20 protein-coding genes and 1 tRNA gene are annotated in these 17,880 nt (G+C 64.2%); 16 read left to right on the top strand and 5 right to left on the bottom strand.

The features are described 5' to 3' along the window. The first annotated feature begins 1 nt into the window (after position 1). From CKO15_RS04270 to CKO15_RS04245, 6 genes are all read left to right on the top strand, one after another. Positions 2-304, top strand: a complete 303-nt coding sequence (locus CKO15_RS04270) for a LapA family protein (RefSeq protein ID WP_200192855.1) — start codon at positions 2-4, stop codon at positions 302-304. Positions 305-317: 13 nt separating this feature from the next. Next, on the top strand, positions 318-1,484 hold the full coding sequence (gene lapB, locus CKO15_RS04265) for a lipopolysaccharide assembly protein LapB (protein WP_200192853.1): 1,167 nt from the start codon (positions 318-320) through the stop codon (positions 1,482-1,484). 83 nt (positions 1,485-1,567) lie between these two features. Continuing rightward, a complete protein-coding gene (gene pyrF, locus CKO15_RS04260; protein WP_200192931.1) occupies positions 1,568-2,350 on the top strand; it encodes an orotidine-5'-phosphate decarboxylase in 783 nt (260 codons plus the stop codon). Between the two features lie 13 nt (positions 2,351-2,363). Then, positions 2,364-2,438: transfer RNA gene (locus CKO15_RS04255), tRNA-Asn, on the top strand. 191 nt (positions 2,439-2,629) lie between these two features. Next, the gene (locus CKO15_RS04250; RefSeq protein WP_200192851.1) at positions 2,630-2,839 is read left to right on the top strand and encodes a DUF6447 family protein; all 210 of its coding nucleotides are present in this window, start codon (positions 2,630-2,632) and stop codon (positions 2,837-2,839) included. Between the two features lie 29 nt (positions 2,840-2,868). Then, positions 2,869-3,519 (top strand): hypothetical protein, encoded by a 651-nt coding sequence (locus CKO15_RS04245; RefSeq protein ID WP_200192849.1) that lies wholly within the window; start codon positions 2,869-2,871, stop codon positions 3,517-3,519. A gap of 87 nt (positions 3,520-3,606) precedes the next feature. Here CKO15_RS04245 and CKO15_RS04240 read toward each other — a convergent pair whose 3' ends face one another. Beyond that, positions 3,607-3,915: a ComEA family DNA-binding protein gene (locus CKO15_RS04240; RefSeq protein WP_200192847.1), complete on the bottom strand. Its 309-nt coding sequence runs from the start codon at positions 3,913-3,915 to the stop codon at positions 3,607-3,609. Positions 3,916-4,013: 98 nt separating this feature from the next. Then, complete coding sequence (uvrB, locus tag CKO15_RS04235; RefSeq protein ID WP_200192845.1) at positions 4,014-6,056, bottom strand: excinuclease ABC subunit UvrB; 2,043 nt, start codon at positions 6,054-6,056, stop codon at positions 4,014-4,016. Between the two features lie 51 nt (positions 6,057-6,107). On the opposite strand from uvrB, the gene CKO15_RS04230 reads away from it, so the two are divergent. Then, on the top strand, positions 6,108-7,289 hold the full coding sequence (locus CKO15_RS04230) for a pyridoxal phosphate-dependent aminotransferase (RefSeq protein ID WP_200192843.1): 1,182 nt from the start codon (positions 6,108-6,110) through the stop codon (positions 7,287-7,289). 95 nt (positions 7,290-7,384) lie between these two features. Here CKO15_RS04230 and CKO15_RS04225 read toward each other — a convergent pair whose 3' ends face one another. Next, positions 7,385-7,657, bottom strand: coding sequence for a hypothetical protein (locus CKO15_RS04225; protein ID WP_200192841.1), 273 nt, complete (start codon positions 7,655-7,657; stop codon positions 7,385-7,387). Between the two features lie 430 nt (positions 7,658-8,087). Here CKO15_RS04225 and sufB point away from each other — a divergent pair, with 430 nt between their 5' ends. The 5 genes from sufB to CKO15_RS04200 are packed head-to-tail and all read left to right on the top strand — an operon-like array spanning position 8,088 to position 13,773. Then, positions 8,088-9,590 (top strand): Fe-S cluster assembly protein SufB, encoded by a 1,503-nt coding sequence (gene sufB / locus CKO15_RS04220; RefSeq protein ID WP_200192839.1) that lies wholly within the window; start codon positions 8,088-8,090, stop codon positions 9,588-9,590. 13 nt (positions 9,591-9,603) lie between these two features. Beyond that, positions 9,604-10,356: a Fe-S cluster assembly ATPase SufC gene (gene sufC / locus CKO15_RS04215; RefSeq protein ID WP_200192837.1), complete on the top strand. Its 753-nt coding sequence runs from the start codon at positions 9,604-9,606 to the stop codon at positions 10,354-10,356. Further along, positions 10,356-11,786 carry a SufB/SufD family protein gene (locus CKO15_RS04210; RefSeq protein WP_200192835.1) on the top strand — a complete coding sequence of 477 codons (1,431 nt, stop codon included), beginning with the start codon at positions 10,356-10,358 and terminating at the stop codon, positions 11,784-11,786. The genes sufC and CKO15_RS04210 overlap by 1 nt, the downstream gene beginning before the upstream one ends. Then, positions 11,783-13,045 carry an aminotransferase class V-fold PLP-dependent enzyme gene (locus tag CKO15_RS04205; RefSeq protein WP_338035991.1) on the top strand — a complete coding sequence of 421 codons (1,263 nt, stop codon included), beginning with the start codon at positions 11,783-11,785 and terminating at the stop codon, positions 13,043-13,045. Before CKO15_RS04210 ends, CKO15_RS04205 begins: the two co-directional genes overlap by 4 nt. A gap of 56 nt (positions 13,046-13,101) precedes the next feature. Next, positions 13,102-13,773, top strand: coding sequence for a tetratricopeptide repeat protein (locus CKO15_RS04200; protein WP_200192831.1), 672 nt, complete (start codon positions 13,102-13,104; stop codon positions 13,771-13,773). Positions 13,774-13,882: 109 nt separating this feature from the next. On the opposite strand, the gene pufA is transcribed toward CKO15_RS04200, so the two are convergent. Both pufA and CKO15_RS04190 read right to left on the bottom strand, forming a co-directional pair. Next, entirely contained in the window at positions 13,883-14,080 is a 198-nt protein-coding gene (gene pufA / locus CKO15_RS04195; protein WP_096408097.1) for a light-harvesting antenna LH1, alpha subunit, read from the bottom strand. A 21-nt stretch (positions 14,081-14,101) separates the two neighbouring features. Further along, a complete protein-coding gene (locus tag CKO15_RS04190) occupies positions 14,102-14,362 on the bottom strand; it encodes a hypothetical protein (protein WP_200192828.1) in 261 nt (86 codons plus the stop codon). A 649-nt stretch (positions 14,363-15,011) separates the two neighbouring features. Here CKO15_RS04190 and rplU point away from each other — a divergent pair. The 4 genes from rplU to proB all read left to right on the top strand — a co-directional run. Beyond that, a complete protein-coding gene (rplU, locus tag CKO15_RS04185) occupies positions 15,012-15,326 on the top strand; it encodes a 50S ribosomal protein L21 (RefSeq protein WP_200192827.1) in 315 nt (104 codons plus the stop codon). A gap of 20 nt (positions 15,327-15,346) precedes the next feature. Further along, a complete protein-coding gene (gene rpmA / locus CKO15_RS04180; RefSeq protein WP_200192825.1) occupies positions 15,347-15,604 on the top strand; it encodes a 50S ribosomal protein L27 in 258 nt (85 codons plus the stop codon). A 287-nt stretch (positions 15,605-15,891) separates the two neighbouring features. Then, positions 15,892-16,950, top strand: a complete 1,059-nt coding sequence (gene cgtA, locus CKO15_RS04175; RefSeq protein WP_200192823.1) for an Obg family GTPase CgtA — start codon at positions 15,892-15,894, stop codon at positions 16,948-16,950. Continuing rightward, on the top strand, positions 16,910-17,880 hold a 971-nt coding region (gene proB, locus CKO15_RS04170; protein ID WP_200192821.1), incomplete at its 3' end, for a glutamate 5-kinase. The genes cgtA and proB, both read left to right, overlap by 41 nt.

Here is a 17,880-nt window from a genome sequence, read left to right as displayed (position 1 = left end):
CATGCGGCGTATATTTGCGATTTTTGGAATCTCGTTGATCGTCTTGTTCGGGTTGGCGTTTTCGGTGCTCAACGCCGATCCCGTAGTGCTCGATCTCTTCTTTGATGAGGTGGAAGTGGCGATATCGGTGGCCATGGTAGCGGCCCTGATCATCGGCGCCGGTCTTGGAGTGCTTGCGAGTCTTGGGGCTATTTGGCGCAAGGGCCGTGAGATCCAGCGCTTGCGGCGGCAGGTCGGTTACGCCGAGCGGCAACTGCAGGCGCTGCGCCGAACGCCGTTGAGCAGTCGCACAGGCTCTGACTGAGTAGCCTCTTTCCATGTTCGAGCTGTTGTGGCTACTGTTGCCGGTAGCCGCCTTGACTGGCTGGTGGATCGGTCGGCGCCACCCCGCCGCTGAGGAATCGGCGGCGGCGTCTTCTTCGATCCCCGACGCCTATTTACAAGGCCTGAGCCACCTGCTCAACGAGGAGCGCGATAAGGCCCTCGAGGTCTTTACGCGCATGGCTGAGATCGATAGCGAGACGGCCGAGACCCACCTGGCCCTTGGCAGTCTCTTTCGCCGTCGCGGAGAGGTCGATCGGGCGATCCGTATTCACCAAGACTTAGTCGCGCGTCCCACGCTGACGGCGCAGCAGCGCATCTATGCCCTCCTCGCGCTCGGTCAAGACTACATGAAGGCCGGGCTGTTTGATCGAGCAGAGCAGGTCTTCAGCAAAGTCATCGAGCATGACGCCCATGTCGAGCAGGCGTTGCACAATCTGCTGACCATCTATGAGCATGAGAAGGAGTGGCGGAAAGCGGTTGCGGTTGCCCAGCGCTTGGACCGTCTCAGCGCGCGCGACTACCGCGTGCCGATCGCTCAGCTGCACTGCGAGTTGGCCGCGGAGGCGGCCGCTGCGGGGCAACTGACTGAGGCGCGTGAGCAGTTGCAGAGCGCGCTGAAGGTCGATCCAAATTGCGTGCGGGCGAGCCTCTTGCGCGGCGATATGGAGCGCGAGCGTGGTCGCTATCGTGCCGCTATCAAGGCGTATCGGGCGGTGGTACGGCAAGATCCGGCGATGGTCCCAGAGGTGATCGACGGCCTGCACGCCTGTTTTCAGGCGCAAGGGGCGGCGTATCGCCTGGAGAGTTTTCTGCGCGAGGTGCTGCAACACCACCCCGATGGGCGTCTGATGGCACGTCTGGCCGAGGTGGTGCAGGAGCAGCACGGTACGCGCGCGGCGATGAATGAACTGACCGGTTGGGTGCGCCGGCATCCTACGGTCGAGGGGATTCGCCGCCTCGTCTCGTTGGCGCAGACCCTCGATGAGCCGATCGAGCCGCGCGAGTTACAGGTTTTGCGCGGGCTCTTTGATCGCTTGGAAGCAGGGCGGGCCCTCTACCGGTGTCGCCGCTGTGGTTTTTCCAGCCGCTCACTCTTTTGGCGCTGCCCTGGTTGTAAGTCGTGGGCGAGTCTGCGGCCGATTCACGAGGAGTGTACGTGACTATGGCGGAGAGCGAAGGGGGAGGGCAGATCCGACAGGGCCTCGCGCCGGGGGCTGAACCAGTGACTGAATCAGCGGTAGGGATGGGTGCGGGGCCGCGCTTGATTGTGGCGCTGGACTACCCTAATGCCGCCGCCGCCGAGGCGATGGCGGCCCGCCTCGATCCGCAGCGCTGTCGTTTGAAGGTGGGTAAAGAGCTCTTCACCCGTGCAGGACCTGCCATCATCGAGCGGTTGCAGCGACGCGGCTTCGAGATCTTTCTCGATCTGAAATATCACGATATCCCCCATACCGTAGCGGCCGCCTGCCAGGCCGCCGCTGAGTTGGGGGTGTGGATGGTCAATGTGCACGCTCTGGGCGGGGGGGCGATGTTGGCAGCGGCGCGGGCTGCGCTCGATCGTGCTTACTGCCCGCCGCCCTGGTTGATCGCCGTGACCGTGCTGACGAGTCACGATCGCGAGACGCTGCGTGCGATCGGTCTGACTGGCCCCCCCGATGCGGCGGTTCAGCGTTTGAGTGCGTTGGCGCAAGCGGAAGGTCTCGACGGTGTGGTCTGTTCTGTGCGCGAGGCCGCGGCTTTGCGTGCTCAGTGCGGATCGGCGTGGCTGCTGGTGACCCCGGGCGTGCGCCCGGAGGCGGTAGGTCAACCAGGGGTGGAGGCGAAGGCGGATGCATGGGCCGGAGCGGATGATCAGCGGCGAACGGCTACGCCCGCTGCAGCACGCGCCGCCGGTGTCGATTTTATCGTTGTAGGGCGGCCGATCACGCAGGCCGATGCCCCATTAGCGGCCCTCAGTGCCATCGAGGCGCAGTGGCTCGGGCTTGACCCCGCTCCTGAAGGTGCGCATAATGCACCCACGTCGTAAGGGCGCCTATCATTCCCCGGTAGCTCAGCGGTAGAGCAAGTGGCTGTTAACCACTGGGTCGGCGGTTCGAATCCGTCCCGGGGAGCCAATCTGGTGAGGGCGTCGTCGGTTACGCCTCTGCATGCGCTTCGCGCCCTTCTTGAGTCCCGCTTCCCCTGGCGTCCGCTAGCCGATTCCGCCGGTGACAGAGACGAGTCGTTCGATCTGCGCCACTGACTGGGCGGTGGGTACTGGCTTGCGACGAGTAAGCACTTCACAACCGAGAGGAAACCACGCCCCATGGCAGAACAAGACGCTCAGCAGCAGACGGTCACGATTGACGGCAAGTCCTATAATCTGGCCGATCTGTCCGAAAACGCACGCCAGCAACTGGTCAACATCCGAGTTGCAGAGCAGGAGATCGCCCGTTTGGAGCGGCAGCTGGCCTTAGCGCGGACGGCGCGTGCGGCCTATACGCAAGTGTTGGCGCGCGAGATCCCGACGCACTGACGCGGACCTCGATTGCTGTGGCAAGGCCCATGACAGAGCAGTCCTTTCCCCGGGTGCAGCAGCTTCATGTCGGTTATTCGGCGCTTGAGGACCGGCTTGCGTTGCGTTTAACGCTGGCCTCGGGGGAGCTGCGCGCGGTGTGGTTGCCGCGGCGTGTTGTGAGCCTACTGTTGCAGCGTGTAACCGAGGCGCTGCGGCGCACCCATCCGGCGGTTACAGAAGAGGGTGGGGCGGCCCACGACGAGGTGCTTGCCCTTGAGCACCTGGCTGCCCTCTCCGAGCTTGCCGGGCAGCGGCAGGATGCTGCGGCTCGGCGGCAAGGCGAAGAGACCGAAGCAGCGGATCAGAGCGGCGCTGCTGCTTCGGCGGCGTCTGCAGCGGGAGAAGGGGCGGATACGGCGCTCTCAGGGGCGGCTTTCACGGGGCACTTCCTGGTTAGTGAAGACCTTTTAGAGGTGCGCGATGGTGCCCTGATCGTGGCGCTCCTCGGGCAGCCGCTGCGCAATTCTGAGCCAGGTCTTCCCCAAGAGGCAGCCCCAATTGCGGCGATGTCACTGTCGCGGGCTCAGGCCCACGAGTTGTTGCGCATGCTCGGTGAGCACACCAAGGCGGCGCGCTGGGGGCTGCAGCAGCGTTTGTCGTGGACTGAGTATTTCAAACTGGGACGCGGGATTCCCTGATACTCTCGTTGGCTGGCTGGATCAGCGGCCAGCCCGCAGTGGGGCCGGCCGCCTCTCTCAGAAATAAACGTCTCGATGAGTATTGCTCTACTCGGCGTTAATCAGCAGCTGTCCCTCGTTGCGCTGCAAAGTGGCCGGGCCGATTCCGCTGACCTGGGTCAAGGCCTCAATGCTCTCGAACGGGCCGAATAGCTCGCGGTGCTCGACAATAGCCGCGGCCAGGGTTGGGCCGACACCGTGCAGGCGGATCAACTCGGCGGTATCGGCCTGGTTGATGTCGATCGGATCGTAGCCTTCGGCAAAGGCGGGAGCGGCGAGCGCACCAGCGCCTAGCAGCGCGGCCGTTAGCGAGTGGCGGAGGGCTTTACGGGGAGCGTTGTGCAGATTGTGCTTCATCGAAGACATCTCCTTGTCTAAGTAAAGAGGTGCAGCGTAGCGAGACGCTGCAGCGGTCGATCCATTCGACCAGCGCCAAACCTACCACCCTCGATGGCTTACGGCAACTCTTTTTTTGCGGCGGTGGTGCACGGCTCCTCGCGCAAGCTGTGCGACTCGATGCGCCGGATCTCATCGCGCGCCTTGGCCGCCTCTTCGAACTCGAGGTTGCGGGCGTGGTGCTGCATCTGGCGTTCTAGTTCGCGGATCCGTTTGACTGCCTCTTCTGCGCTCAGCGCGTGATAGTGGCTGGCCTTTTCTGCGACCTCGGCGAAGCGCTCCGGGCTGCTCGGCGCCGGGACGCCGCCGCGCTCCATGATGTCGGCGACGGCTTTACGGATCGTCTGCGGGGTGATGCCGTGGCGCTCGTTATGGGCGATCTGTTTGGTTCGCCGCCGCTGCGTCTCATCGAGTGCTCGGCGCATCGATTCGGTGATCTGATCGGCGTAGAGGATGGCACAGCCATCGACGTGGCGAGCCGCCCGTCCGATGGTCTGGATCAGCGAGCGGGTCGAGCGCAAAAAGCCCTCTTTATCGGCATCGAGGATGGCGACCAGCGAGACCTCAGGAATATCAAGCCCCTCGCGCAGCAGGTTGATGCCGACGAGGACATCGAAGTGGCCGAGGCGAAGATCGCGAATGATCTCGGTGCGCTCGACCGTATCGATATCGGCGTGCAGATAGCGCACCCGAATCCCGTTCTCGGCTAGGTACTCGGTTAAGTCCTCGGCCATGCGCTTGGTCAGCGTGGTGACCAAGGTGCGTTCGTTGCGCTCCGCGCGCAGGCGTGCCTCGCCGTAGAGATCATCGACCTGGGAGCGCGCCGGACGCACCTCGACGGCCGGATCGAGCAGTCCGGTCGGGCGCACGACCTGTTCCACGACCTGCTTGGCGTGTTGCTCCTCATACGGCCCGGGTGTCGCCGAGACGAAGATCGTCTGTGGGGCTAAGCGGCGAAACTCCTCGAAGGTCAGTGGCCGGTTATCGAGCGCCGAGGGCAGCCGAAAGCCGTAGTCGACCAGGGTCTGCTTGCGTGAGCGATCGCCCTTATACATGCCGCCGATCTGCGGCACGGTGACGTGCGACTCATCGATAAAGAGGACCGCCTCGGCGGGGACGTAGTCGAAGAGGGTCGGGGGCGGCTCTCCCGGGTTGCGTCCGGAGAGGTGGCGCGAGTAGTTCTCGATGCCGGTGCAGTAGCCGAGCTCAAGCATCATCTCCATATCGAAGCGGGTCCGCTCCTCTAAACGCTGCGCCTCGACGAGCCGATCGGCGGCGCGCAGTTCGCTAAGGCGCTCGCGCAGCTCGTTGCGGATCTTGGCTACGGCCTGTTCAATCTGTTCGCGCGGCGTGACGTAGTGCGTCTTTGGGTAGACCGTGGCCCGGCTCACCTGGCGATGGACCTCGCCGGTTAGGGGGTCGAACCACGCCAACGCCTCAATCTCATCGTCGAAGAGCTGGATGCGCAGCGCCTCCTCGGCCGAGTCGGCCGGAAAGACGTCGATGACCTCACCGCGGGCGCGATAGTGGCCGCGGCTTAAGTCGCTGTCGTTGCGCGTATACTGCAACTCGGCGAGGCGACGCAAAATATCGCGCTGATCGATCGTCTCGCCGCGTACCAAGTGCAGCAGCATCGCCATGTAGGCTTGCGGGTCGCCGAGGCCGTAGATCGCCGAGACCGAGGCGATGATCACGGTGTCGCGGTGTTCGAGGACTGCCTTGGTCGCCGAGAGGCGCATCTGCTCGATGTGCTCGTTGACCGCGGCATCCTTCTCGATGAAGGTGTCAGAGGCCGGGACGTACGCCTCCGGCTGGTAGTAGTCGTAGTAGGAGACGAAGTACTCAACGCGATTGTGCGGCAGAAATTCGCGCATCTCGCCGTAGAGTTGGGCGGCCAACGTCTTGTTCGGGGCGAGGATCAACGCCGGGCGCTGCACGCGCTCGATGATGTTGGCCATGGTGAACGTCTTACCAGAGCCGGTCACCCCGAGCAGCGTTTGATCGGTAAGGCCGTCGTTGAGTCCCGCGACCAGCCCGGCGATCGCCTGTGGTTGATCACCGGCCGGGGCGTAACGCGAAGAGAGCTGAAAACGTGCAGACATCCCCGTATCATACCCACCGAATTCGCCGACTTGAACTTGGGAGGTTCTACCATGGAGCAACTGCTCGCCGCTCGCGTCAATCGTATTAAGCCTTCGCCGACCTTGGCGGTCACCGCCCGCGCGGCCGAACTGCGCGCCGCTGGTGAGGACGTGATCGGGCTCGGGGCCGGTGAGCCCGACTTCGATACCCCGTCGCACATCGTCGATGCCGCCGTTGCCGCTGCCCGCGGTGGTCAGACCCGCTACACTGCCGTCGACGGTACCGCCGAGCTCAAAGAGGCGATCATCGCCAAGTTTGAACGCGATAATGGGCTCAACTATGAGCCGAAACAGATCCTCGTCTCGTGCGGTGCCAAGCAGTCGCTCTTCAACCTGATGGCCGCATTGCTTGATGAGGGCGATGAGGTGGTGATCCCTGCACCGTATTGGGTCTCTTACCCCGATATCGCCCTGCTCTTCGGTGCGCAGCCGGTCTTCGTCGCGGCCGGGGCCGAGAGCCGCTTTAAGATCACAGCACAGCAGCTCGAAGCGGCGCTGACGCCGAAGACGAAACTGGTGATCTTCAACAGCCCCTCGAACCCGACCGGGACGGCCTATACCCGTGAGGAGCTGGCCGAGCTCGGCGCGGTGCTCGAGCGCCACCCGCAGGTGGTGGTGGCGAGCGACGATATCTACGAGCACATCCTGTGGCGCGGCGAGCCCTTCAGCAACATCGTCAATGCGACACCGGCACTCGCCGAACGCGCAGTGGTGGTCAACGGGGTCTCCAAGGCCTACGCCATGACGGGGTGGCGGATCGGCTATGCGGCCGGTCCGAAGCCGCTGATCGCCGCCATGAACAAGGTCCAGTCGCAGAGCACCTCAAACCCGACATCGATCTCGCAGGCGGCGGCGGTGGCCGCACTGAACGGCGATCAAGGCTGCATCGCACCGATGCTGGAAGCCTTCAAGGAGCGCCACGACTTCGTCGTTGAACGACTCAATGGGATGCCGGGGGTCGAGTGTACGCCGTGTGACGGCACCTTCTACTGCTTCCCGCAGATGCAGCAGGCGATGACGCAACTCGGCGCGAGCGACGATGTGGCCTTCGCCGAGCAGCTGCTGAATGAGGCCGGTGTGGCGTTGGTTCCGGGGTCAGCCTTTGGGATGCCGGGCTATGCGCGGATCTCCTACGCCACCTCAATGGCGAACCTGGAGCGGGCGATGGACCGGCTGCAGCGGGCGCTGGCGTAGTCGGCTTAATCGACTTGGCTGGCCTGGCTTGGCCCGGTGCGTCCTCGTTGCACGCTCCGGGCCGGCCTCTAGGCCCCACGCCCCATATCCCATGCCTACTGCATGGGGCGTCTGTCGCGCATCAGCTCCTCAATGTCGAGCGTCTTATCACCGTGTCGACTGCGGATCAGGACATCGCGCTCGTAGTGGTAGTAGCGAGCCATAAAGTAAGCCCCGCGCAGCGCGCCGATCTCGTTATCCGAGCGGCTGATGTGCTGGACTCGGCCTTCGGTATCGAAAAAGACGACCTCCCAGCCACTGTCGCGCTCCTCGATGACCAGCCGGTAGTTTTCACGCGGCGGTCGTTTTGAACGTTTCGAACTTGGCACGATCGCATTCACCTTCTAAAGCTCTTCCAAAGTAGGCTTCCCTCGCGAGGCTGAAATCGGTACCCTGCAGGTGCACTCTTGATGCAGGGCAAGCGACCGCACACTGCGCGTCAACCGTGGGATTCGGCTGCGGTGTAGACGTGTGGCACAGGGACCTGGCGGCAGCCCCCACAGCCTCACACACAGAGGGGCACGTCCCGACGATTGTAACGCGGGGCCGGTGCGGTCGCGAATCGCATCGTCCATGGGTGAGCGCTCACCGGGGCTCTAAGTGCGAGTAGGGTGCCAGGCAGGGCGCCAAGGCAGGGCGCCAGGTAGGGCGCTGCATAGACGGCTGGAGCGGTAGCTTGAGCCGGCCAGACGGCGACTAGCGCTCGGGTGGTGACTGGCGATCGGATATCGACAGCGAGAAGAGGGGTGGGCGTAGGTTATGGCGGCGGACAAAAGTGACGAAGCCCTCGAAGGGCTTGCTCAGCGAGGGTACAGCGCGGGCTTCTACACCGATATCGAGCAGGAGTTTGCCCCGCCCGGTCTCGATGAGTCGACCATTCGCTTTATCTCCGATAAGAAGCGGGAGCCGGCGTGGATGCTGGAGTGGCGGTTGGAGGCCTACCGGAATTGGCTCGGCATGACCGCACCGCAGTGGCAGAAGGTGCGTTTTGCGCCGATCGATTTTCAAGCGATCTCCTACTACGCCGCGCCCAAGCGGGGGCCGGCGAGCCTTGATGAGGTCGACCCGAAGCTGCTTGAGACCTACGCCAAACTCGGCATTCCCCTGCACGAGCAAAAGATGCTCGCTGGCGTGCAGGAGCAGGAGCCAGCACCGGGGACGGCAGCGGGGGAGACGACGAAACCACGGGTCGCCGTCGATGCGGTCTTCGACTCGGTCTCGGTGACCACGACTTTCAAAGAGGAGCTCGCCCGCAGCGGGGTGATCTTCTGTTCGATCTCCGAAGCGCTGCGTGATCACCCTGAGTTGGTGCGCCGCTACATCGGAACGGTCGTCTCGCGGCGGGATAACTTCTTCGCTGCGCTCAACTCGGCGGTCTTCTCTGACGGTTCGTTCGTCTACATCCCCGAGGGGGTCGAGTGTCCCATGGAGCTCTCGACCTACTTTCGCATCAACGCCGGACACACCGGACAGTTTGAGCGCACGCTGATCATCGCCGAGCGTGGCAGCTCGGTCTCCTATCTGGAGGGTTGCACAGCGCCACAGCGCGATGAGCACCAGCTGCACGCGGCGGTCGTCGAGTTGATCGCCCATGAGGATGCGCGGATCAAATACTCGACGGTACAAAACTGGTATCCCGGCGATGAACAGGGACGGGGTGGGGTCTATAACTTCGTCACCAAGCGCGGTCTCTGCGCCGGGGCCCGCTCGAAGATCTCGTGGACTCAGGTTGAGACCGGCTCAGCAATCACCTGGAAGTATCCAAGCTGTGTGCTGCAGGGCGACGACTCACAGGGCGAGTTCTACTCGGTTGCGGTGACCCGCGGCCGTCAGCAGGCCGATACTGGGACGAAGATGATCCACATCGGTAGGAATACCCGCAGCCAGATCCTTTCGAAGGGGGTCTCGGCTGATGACGCCGATCAGACCTACCGTGGCCTGGTGAAGATCCTGCCGAGTGCGGCCGGGGCGCGCAACTACTCGCAGTGCGACTCGATGCTGCTCAGCGATCGCTGCGGGGCGCACACCTTCCCCTATCTCGATGTGCGCCATCCGAGTGCACAGCTGGAGCACGAGGCGACGACCTCGCGCATCAGTGATGAGCAGATCTTCTACTGCAAGCAGCGCGGCATCAGTGAAGAGGACGCCGTCTCGATGATCGTCAACGGCTTCTGTAAAGAGGTCTTTCAGGAGTTGCCGATGGAGTTTGCCGTCGAGGCACAGAAATTGCTTGAGATCACTCTAGAGAATAGCGTTGGCTGAACAGGGGATGGCTATGCTGCGTATTGAAGACCTGCACGCGAGTGTTGCCGAGACACCGATCCTCAAGGGGGTGCAGTTGAGCATCGGCCCTGGCGAGGTGCATGCGATCATGGGGCCGAACGGCTCGGGCAAGAGCACCCTTTCCAAGGTGCTCGCCGGTGATGAGAGCTACACCGTCGAGAGCGGTCGGGTCGACTTCGAGGGTCAAAATCTGTTCGAGATGCCCCCCGAAGAGCGCGCCCGCGCTGGCCTCTTTTTGGGGTTTCAGTATCCAGTGGAGATCCCCGGGGTCAACAATAGTTACTTCCTCAAGGCGGCCCTTAATGCGGCCCGTGCCGCTCGCGGTGAGCCGGAGATCGATCCGGTTTCGTTTCTCAAGCGAGTCCGGGAGCGGGCGCAGTGGGTCGGGCTCGACGACTCGCTGCTCAAGCGCCCGGTCAACGCCGGTTTTTCGGGGGGTGAGAAGAAACGCAACGAGATCTTTCACTTAGCGGTGTTGGAGCCGAGATTGGCCATCCTTGATGAGACCGACTCCGGGCTCGATATCGACGCTCTGCGCGCCGTTGCCGATGGGGTGAACCGGATGCGCGACCCGCAGCGCTCCTTCTTGCTGATCACCCACTACCAGCGCCTGCTCAGTTACATCGAGCCCGACTATGTGCACGTCATGGTGCGCGGGCAGATCGTCCGCTCCGGCGGTAAGGAGTTGGCTGCCGAACTTGAGCGCAGTGGTTACGCCGCTTTTGAAGACGAGGAGGCGGCCTGATGGCAGGGGCACCGCAGTGGGTGCTCCAGCGTCGTGCGCACGCCGAGGAGCAGGTCGAGAGTCGCGGTTTGCCGCAGCCCCATTGGGAGGCGTGGCGAGGCTGCGATCTAGGTGCCTTGACGCCGTCGCGGCTCACCTCGGTAGCAGCGCCAGCGCTTGCCTCTAGTGTGGCGCCCGCTGCGGCGCGTGGCGCTGGCGCGGTGACGGATCCGAGCAGTGACCCGCTGAGGGGGCCGATTGGGCTGTTGCCGGCGCCGTTATGTGATGCGGCGTCTGCTCGATTGCTCTTTGTCGATGGCCGTTTGACGAGCCCTGTGGAGGCCTCTGAGTGGCCGCCGGGGGTGACGGTTAGCGTGCTGAGTGGGGTTGGCGCCGCCGATGCTCACGATACCACTGCGACCACCGCCGCTGTCACTACTGCTGCGGCGCCAGAGGGGAGTGCGGCGGTCGCAAGTGATCAGGCGGCATCACTTTGGCAAGGCGACGGTTGGGCGGCGAGCCACCTTGGGGCGCACGCTAAGGCCGACGAGCTGCCATTGGCGGCTTTGAATTTAGCGCGGACCCGCGAGGTGGTCGTCATCCATGTTGCCGCCGGCATCGAGGTGGCTGAACCGCTCTTGATCGGCTCCTACTGCAGCGCTGCTGCAGCCGGTCAGGCGGTCTATCCGCGGGTGCTGCTCTGCGCCGAGCCGGGCAGCCGCATCGGCGTGATCGAGTGGTGTAGCGGGGCTGCTGCGAGCGACTATCTCCATATTCCAGTCTATGAGCTCGCTATCGACCGGGGGGCTCGGGTCGAGTGGACGCGCCTGAGCGAGGAGGGGGAGGTGGGGCGCCAGTTCGCCACCTTGCGCGCTACGGTGCAAGCCGACGGTGAACTCGCCCTCCATAGCCATCTCGACGGCGGTGCCCAGGTGCGCGCCGATCTCGGTGTGGTGCTCGCCGGCAGCAATGCCGGTGCCGATCTGAGCGGTTTGGTGCTCGGCAAGGATGCGAGCTATCTCGATCACCACACGGCCATTTGGCACTGTGCAGCGGAGACTTACAGCCGTCAGCTCTTCAAGGGAGTGCTCGATGAGTCGGCGTGTGGCCTCTTCGATGGAGCGAGCCACGTCGCTGAGCAGGCGCAGCGCATCCAGGCTGAGCAGCAGTGCCGAAATCTCCTGCTTAGTGATACGGCGCAGGCCCGTATGGTGCCGCGCCTGGAGATCTACGCCGACGATGTGCGCTGTTCGCACGGGGCGACGAGTGGCGAGCTCGACGAACAGGCCATCTTCTATATGCGGGCGCGCGGGATCGATGCTGCTGTCGCCCGTCTCTTGCTCACCGAGGCCTTTGCCGAGGGGGCGATCGCCGCGGGTCCATGTGCTGTCGCCGCCGCCTATCAACGCCAGCAGCTGCGTCGGTTTCTACCCGGAGGGGAGGCGCTGTGACTGAGAGTGCCGAGAAGATTCAGCGGCCGCGCACCGGTTTTGATCCGCAGCAGGCGCGTGCTGACTTTCCCGTGTTGCAGCGGCGCCTCCAGGGGCAGCGTCTGGTCTATCTTGACAGCGCGGCGAGTGCGCAGAAGCCGCATGCGGTGATCGATGCCGAACTCGACTGCTACCGCGGCTACTATGCGAATGTGCACCGCGGTGTGCACACCCTCTCGCAGGAGTCGACGAGCGCCTTCGAGCAAGCGCGCGAACAGGTGCGAGGCTTTCTCAACGCGGCCGATGCACGCGAGATCGTCTTTGTACGCGGCACCACCGAAGCGATCAATCTGGTTGCCCACAGCTTCGTTGCCCCCCGCCTGCAGCCGGGCGATGAGATCGTGATCTCCCACCTGGAGCACCACTCGAACATCGTCCCCTGGCAGCTGCTTGAGCAGCGCTGTGGGGCGCGGCTACGGGTGATACCGATTACCGATGCCGGTGAGATCGATCTCGACGCTGCCGCTGCTGCCCTGGGTGAGCGAACCCGCCTGCTGAGCATTGGTCACGTCTCGAACACCTTGGGGACGATCAACCCGATCGCTGAACTGGTCGCTCTGGCACGGCAGCGGGAGATCCCGATATTGGTCGATGGGGCGCAAGCGGCGCCGCATCTGCCGCTCGATGTGCAGGCGCTCGATGTCGACTTTTACGCCTTCTCCGGACACAAGGTCTACGGGCCGAGCGGTATCGGGGTGCTCTACGGTCGCTATGCGCATCTTAGCGAGATGGTCCCGTATCAGGGCGGCGGTGATATGATTCGTAAGGTCTCCTTCGCCGGAACAGAGTTCGCCGATCCGCCCGCACGCTTTGAGGCGGGCACGCCCCATATCGCCGGTGCGATCGGCCTGGGTGCAGCCTTGCGCTATCTTGAGGTCCAGGGGCGGGAGCAGATTGCCGCGCACGAGTGCGCCCTGATCGAAGAGGCGGTGCAAGCCGTAGCTGGCGTGCCGGGGGTGCGACTGATCGGTACACCCAAGGCACGCGCCGGCGCACTCTCATTCATTATGGAGGGGGCGCATCCACACGATATCGCCATGCTCCTGGATGAGCAGGCCATTGCGGTGCGCGCTGGCCACCACTGCACCCAGCCGCTGATGGAGCGCTATGGGGTGACGGCGACGGTACGGGCCTCTTTGGGGCTTTACAACGATAGCGACGATGTTGAAGCGCTGGTGACTGGTTTGCGGAAGGTTGCGGGGATTTTTGGCCTGCGGTAGGGGTCAGAGTAGCTACGGGGTCCATCTGGGATCGAATCGGCAGGCTCGGAATCGACATGGCGCGCTACGCTCGATGGATGCAGCAACAACAGAGGCAACGACAGAGGTGCTGGTGGCTGGTGCCGTTGGGCCTATTGCTGGCTCTTCACGGCTGTTATGTGCCTCCGGATGACGGCTATGCCCGCAGCGGAGAAGGTGCCCGCGGCGGTGAGCAGGCGACAGAGGGCGAGGAGACCGAGGAGCGGCCTATTGGCTGGTGGGAAGACGAAGCGCAGGCGGCTGAGGAGAGCGGGCGTGGCGGCGGCCTGTGGGGGGGCGGCGGTGAAAGCGATCAGGATCGACTCAATCGCCTCGCGCGCGAGGCCCGGCAGGCCTACGAAGTCGGCGACTACCGGCGTGCCTCTGACCGCTTGGAAGAGGCGCTGCAGATCGATCCAGGGCACGCGGTGTTGCTGCAGAAGCTCGCGGCCGTGCGCTTTGAGCAGCGCCGCTATCAGCAGGCCGAGGGGTTAGCGCTGCGCGCCGCTCAAGCGGCTGGTGGCGATCGCGTGTTGCTCGAAGAGAGCTGGTGGTTGGTCGCAGCTGCTCGGCTGGAGCGCGGCAACACCCCCGGTGCTCGCGAGGCCGCACAGCGGGCCCGCATGGCTGCCGGTGAGCCGGCGGCAGGGGCTGGGTGGGGAAGGGAAGGGGTGGTTCCGCAACAGCCAAGAGGGGGGATGCCCTACTGAGGTGCGTGCTGGCTTTGACGAGCTGGCCATACCACAAAAAACCGGTCGATCGCTAAGCGATCGACCGGCTCACTCGCTAGACAGCTAGCAGCACAAAGAGGTGCTGATCTTAGCCGTCGTACGAGGTACGAGCCCAGATGCCCGGGTTCTCGTCCATGTAGTACTCAGCGGCCGGCGCACCCTCGAGCCAGTTGAAGCGCTCGGAGCTGATGCAGGCGAAGTGAACGGCAAACGCCAGCAGCGCAAAGAACAGGTGGAAGCCCACCGCCGTCATGCGAAAGTCAACAAATTTCCACAGTTTCCACATGGCTTAGGTCTCCTTAGCCTCTTAACCGATGAAGGGCGTTTGCTGGACAGCGGCCGTGACCGAGCTCGCTTGCTCTTGGACCGAGGTCAGAGCGGAGCGGACATAGTCAGGGGCGTGGTCCTCAAGGCGGTTACCCGCGCGACCCGGGTGGAACGGACGCCACGCATAGGCCAGGGCGTTGGCGATCAGGCCGATCGACCAGTACGCGTGCATGCCCAGCATGTTCATCTCGTGGATCTCTTGGCACTCCTCGTCGGTGAGGCCGGTGCGAATGTCAGTCATGGTCTTCTACCTCCGTTTTGGCTTTAACCATCCTGTTGCCGAGCGGTGCTTCGCGCGGCTTTGGGATATTGCTGCAACCTTTTGCTGCCAACTTAACCCGGATGAGGTCGCGCCTCATACCGTGGAACCCTAACAAGCCGAAATCCTATTTCCCGGTGCCAGTGGGCTGCCGGTTCCCCTCCCTGGCGTTGCGCATAGGATGTGACGAGATCGGCAGAAGCACAATAGTTGGCGCGCTTTCGCCGCACCCTAAAAAGGCTTGACCCGGCCCATTGAGGCCATTTAGTGACGCTCCTGCCGTTGATGATCCAGGGTGTTTCGGCTTCTCCGCGGCCCCATTCGCGGCTCGGCGGAGGGTTGACACGGAGGGGGAGAGGCGCTCTTTACCCGGGGGCAGCGATCGTCTAGTATACGCGCTGTTTAGTCGCGCCGCGGTGCTTCACGACGGAAGCTCAACGGGGCGCTTTGCGTGTACACCATCCTGCTGGGGTGGTGGCACGGGTCGGCCCGCATGTCCCCACGCACTCTATTGTGGCAACGGTACGGTATTGATCTCGTGGGTATTGATCTCGTGCGGCGACTGGTCCAATCAACGATCCAATGATCCGAGTAGAGCGGCAGCTGGACATTCTATAGGAGCGATAGGCTGATGTATGCGGTGATCCGGAGCGGCGGCAAGCAGTACCGCGTCGCCGAAGGCGAGGTGGTGCGTGTTGAGAAGCTGCCGGCGCAAGTCGGCGAGCGTATTGAGCTTGACGATGTCCTGATGGTGGGTCAGGGCGGCGATGTCAAGGTGGGTACCCCGCGTGTCGATGGGGCCACGGTGCAGGCCGAGGTCGTCGATCAAGGGCGGGGGCGAAAGATTGAGGTGGTCAAGTTCAAGCGGCGTAAGAACTATCGTCGCCACCACGGTCATCGCCAGCACTACACCGACATCAAGATCACCGGTATTCAGGCCGGCTGACAGAGGGAAGGGTAAGCGAGATGGCACACAAGAAAGCAGGCGGCAGCACCAAGAACGGCCGCGATTCACACTCTAAGCGCCTCGGCGTCAAGCGCTACGGCGGTGAGCTGGTGCGGGCGGGCAATATCATTGTGCGTCAGCGCGGTACTCACTTCCATCCGGGCGAGTACGTCGGTATCGGCAAGGATCACACCCTCTTTGCCAAGCGTGATGGCCGGGTTGTCTTCGAGCGCAAGGGGCCGCGGCTGCGGCGTCAGGTCCGCATTGAGGCTGTCTGAACACTGGTGCTATTGCGCCAGCGCCAGCTGGGCCTCTGCTGTACGCGGGTGCGAGGCCAGGTCGCTTAGGCTGTAGAGCGCCGCCGAGGTCTTTCGCGCTTCGACCGCACCGAGGCTCATTGCTGCCGCGGTCACGGTCGTGCCGGCGCGGAGGCGTTCGCTGGATGGACGAGAGCCCCGCCCCGCTGCGGGGCTTTTTTGTTAAGTGGAGGCGCGGCAGCGGCACGGCGGTACGCGGCGGCTGCGGAGCGGAGCGCTTCGAATCGTAGCCACAAGAGCATCCCACCATGCGTTTCGTCGATGAGGTCAGCATCACCGTCCATGCCGGCGATGGCGGTGATGGTTGTGTCAGCTTTCGCCGCGAGAAATACGTCCCGCGTGGCGGTCCCGACGGCGGCGACGGCGGCCGCGGCGGCAGTGTCTATCTGGAGGCCGACGAGGGCTTAACAACGCTGGTCGACTATCGCCATGAGCGCCTCTTTCGGGCAGAGGCTGGCGAGGCGGGCAGTGGCCGTCAGTGCAGTGGCCGCTCCGGGAGTGATTGCACGCTGCGGGTGCCGGTCGGCACCTTGGTCGATGAGGCGACGACGGGGGAGCGTATCGGCGATCTGACCGCCCACGGCCAGCGCCTGCTAGTGGCCGCAGGCGGGCGGGGCGGCCTCGGCAATCTGCACTTTAAGAGCTCGACCAACCGGGCCCCGCGACAATCGATCCCGGGTACCCCGGGCGAGCGGCGCGAGTTGCGCCTCGAGTTGCAACTGCTCGCCGACGTCGGCCTGCTCGGGCTGCCCAATGTCGGCAAGTCGACTCTGATTCGGGCGATCTCGGCGGCCCGCCCGAAGGTCGCCGATTACCCCTTCACCACCCTCTATCCGCAGCTTGGCGTCGTCCGCCTGGAGGCCGAGCGCTCCTTCGTCGTGGCCGATATTCCCGGCATCATTGAGGGCGCCTCGGCGGGTGCGGGTCTCGGGGTGCGTTTCCTTAAGCACTTGAGTCGCACCGGCTTACTGCTGCACTTGGTCGATGCGGTCGCCGAGGAGTGGGGGCGTGATCCAGTGGCCGAGGCGCGCACCGTGGTGGCCGAGTTGGCGGCCTTCGATGCCGAGCTGGCGGCGAAGCCGCGGTGGCTGGTGGTGAACCGGATCGATGCTTTGCCCGCGGAACAGCGCCCGGAGCGCGTCCGGGCGATTGCCGAGCGGCTCGATTGGTCGGGGCCGCTCTTCGGTATATCGGGGTTGACGGGTGAAGGGGTCTCAGCCCTGTGTGGGGCAATCATGCGCGAGCTTGAGGAGCGACGAGGCGGCGATGGAGCAGGGCGTAGAGTCGCAGTGCCAGCTGGAGAGTAGGCGCGTTGCCTTGGCGCAGGCGCAGCGCTGGGTGGTTAAGGTCGGTAGCGCGCTGGTGACCCGCGACGGCGAGGGGGTTGATCGGGCCTGCATCGCAGCCTGGTCGGCTCAGCTGGCGGCCTTGCGCAAGGCCGGGCGGCAGGTCACGGTCGTCTCTTCCGGGGCGGTGGCCGAGGGGATGCAGCGGCTCGGTTGGCGGCAACGCCCGCACGCCGTCTATCAGTTGCAGGCCGCTGCCGCCTTGGGTCAAAGTGGGCTGGTGCACGCCTGGTCGGAGGGGTTCGACCGTCATGGCCTTATGACTGCACAGGTGCTGTTGACCCACGACGATCTGGCGAATCGGCGCCGTTATCTCAACGCCCGCAGTGCGTTGCGCGAGATGCTGCGCCTGGGTGCGCTGCCGATCGTCAACGAGAACGATACCGTGGTCACGGATGAGATCCGCTTCGGTGACAACGACACCTTGGCTGCCTTGGTGGCCAACTTGGTCGAGGCGCAGGTCTTGTTGATTCTCACCGATCAGCCCGGATTAATGGATCGTGATCCGCGCCTCGATCCGAACGCCCAGCTCATCGTCGCGGCACGTGCTAACGATTGCGCCTTAGAGCGACTGTGTGGCGCGGCTGCTGGGCGTTGGGGGCGCGGTGGCATGTTGACTAAGGTGCGGGCGGCGGCGCGTGCGGCCCGTTCCGGGGCCTATACGGTGGTGGCCGATGGTCGTCAGCCGCGGGTGATTGAACGCTTGGCGGCGGCCGAGGCAGGGCTGGGGACGCTTTTTGTGCCGGATGCTGAGCCACTGGCAGCGCGCAAGCAGTGGCTCGCTAGCCATCTCCAGACGGCTGGCGCCTTGCAGCTCGACGATGGCGCGGTGCGGGCGTTGTGCGAGGCAGGGAAGAGTCTGCTGCCGGTCGGGGTGGCGGGGGTGGTGGG

Source organism: Halorhodospira abdelmalekii (genome assembly GCF_016583625.1).
Taxonomy (GTDB): domain Bacteria; phylum Pseudomonadota; class Gammaproteobacteria; order Nitrococcales; family Halorhodospiraceae; genus Halorhodospira; species Halorhodospira abdelmalekii.
This window is presented reverse-complemented; position numbering and strand designations above follow the sequence as displayed.

Coding starts and splice junctions, on each gene's coding strand:
- CKO15_RS04270 (WP_200192855.1), top strand. CDS start 2: ATGCGGCGTATATTTGCGATTTTTGGAATCTCGTTGATCGTCTTGTTC.
- lapB (WP_200192853.1), top strand. CDS start 318: ATGTTCGAGCTGTTGTGGCTACTGTTGCCGGTAGCCGCCTTGACTGGC.
- pyrF (WP_200192931.1), top strand. CDS start 1,568: ATGGGTGCGGGGCCGCGCTTGATTGTGGCGCTGGACTACCCTAATGCC.
- CKO15_RS04250 (WP_200192851.1), top strand. CDS start 2,630: ATGGCAGAACAAGACGCTCAGCAGCAGACGGTCACGATTGACGGCAAG.
- CKO15_RS04245 (WP_200192849.1), top strand. CDS start 2,869: ATGACAGAGCAGTCCTTTCCCCGGGTGCAGCAGCTTCATGTCGGTTAT.
- CKO15_RS04240 (WP_200192847.1), bottom strand. CDS start 3,915: ATGAAGCACAATCTGCACAACGCTCCCCGTAAAGCCCTCCGCCACTCG.
- uvrB (WP_200192845.1), bottom strand. CDS start 6,056: ATGTCTGCACGTTTTCAGCTCTCTTCGCGTTACGCCCCGGCCGGTGAT.
- CKO15_RS04230 (WP_200192843.1), top strand. CDS start 6,108: ATGGAGCAACTGCTCGCCGCTCGCGTCAATCGTATTAAGCCTTCGCCG.
- sufB (WP_200192839.1), top strand. CDS start 8,088: ATGGCGGCGGACAAAAGTGACGAAGCCCTCGAAGGGCTTGCTCAGCGA.
- sufC (WP_200192837.1), top strand. CDS start 9,604: ATGCTGCGTATTGAAGACCTGCACGCGAGTGTTGCCGAGACACCGATC.
- CKO15_RS04210 (WP_200192835.1), top strand. CDS start 10,356: ATGGCAGGGGCACCGCAGTGGGTGCTCCAGCGTCGTGCGCACGCCGAG.
- CKO15_RS04200 (WP_200192831.1), top strand. CDS start 13,102: ATGGCGCGCTACGCTCGATGGATGCAGCAACAACAGAGGCAACGACAG.
- pufA (WP_096408097.1), bottom strand. CDS start 14,080: ATGTGGAAACTGTGGAAATTTGTTGACTTTCGCATGACGGCGGTGGGC.
- CKO15_RS04190 (WP_200192828.1), bottom strand. CDS start 14,362: ATGACTGACATTCGCACCGGCCTCACCGACGAGGAGTGCCAAGAGATC.
- rplU (WP_200192827.1), top strand. CDS start 15,012: ATGTATGCGGTGATCCGGAGCGGCGGCAAGCAGTACCGCGTCGCCGAA.
- rpmA (WP_200192825.1), top strand. CDS start 15,347: ATGGCACACAAGAAAGCAGGCGGCAGCACCAAGAACGGCCGCGATTCA.
- cgtA (WP_200192823.1), top strand. CDS start 15,892: ATGCGTTTCGTCGATGAGGTCAGCATCACCGTCCATGCCGGCGATGGC.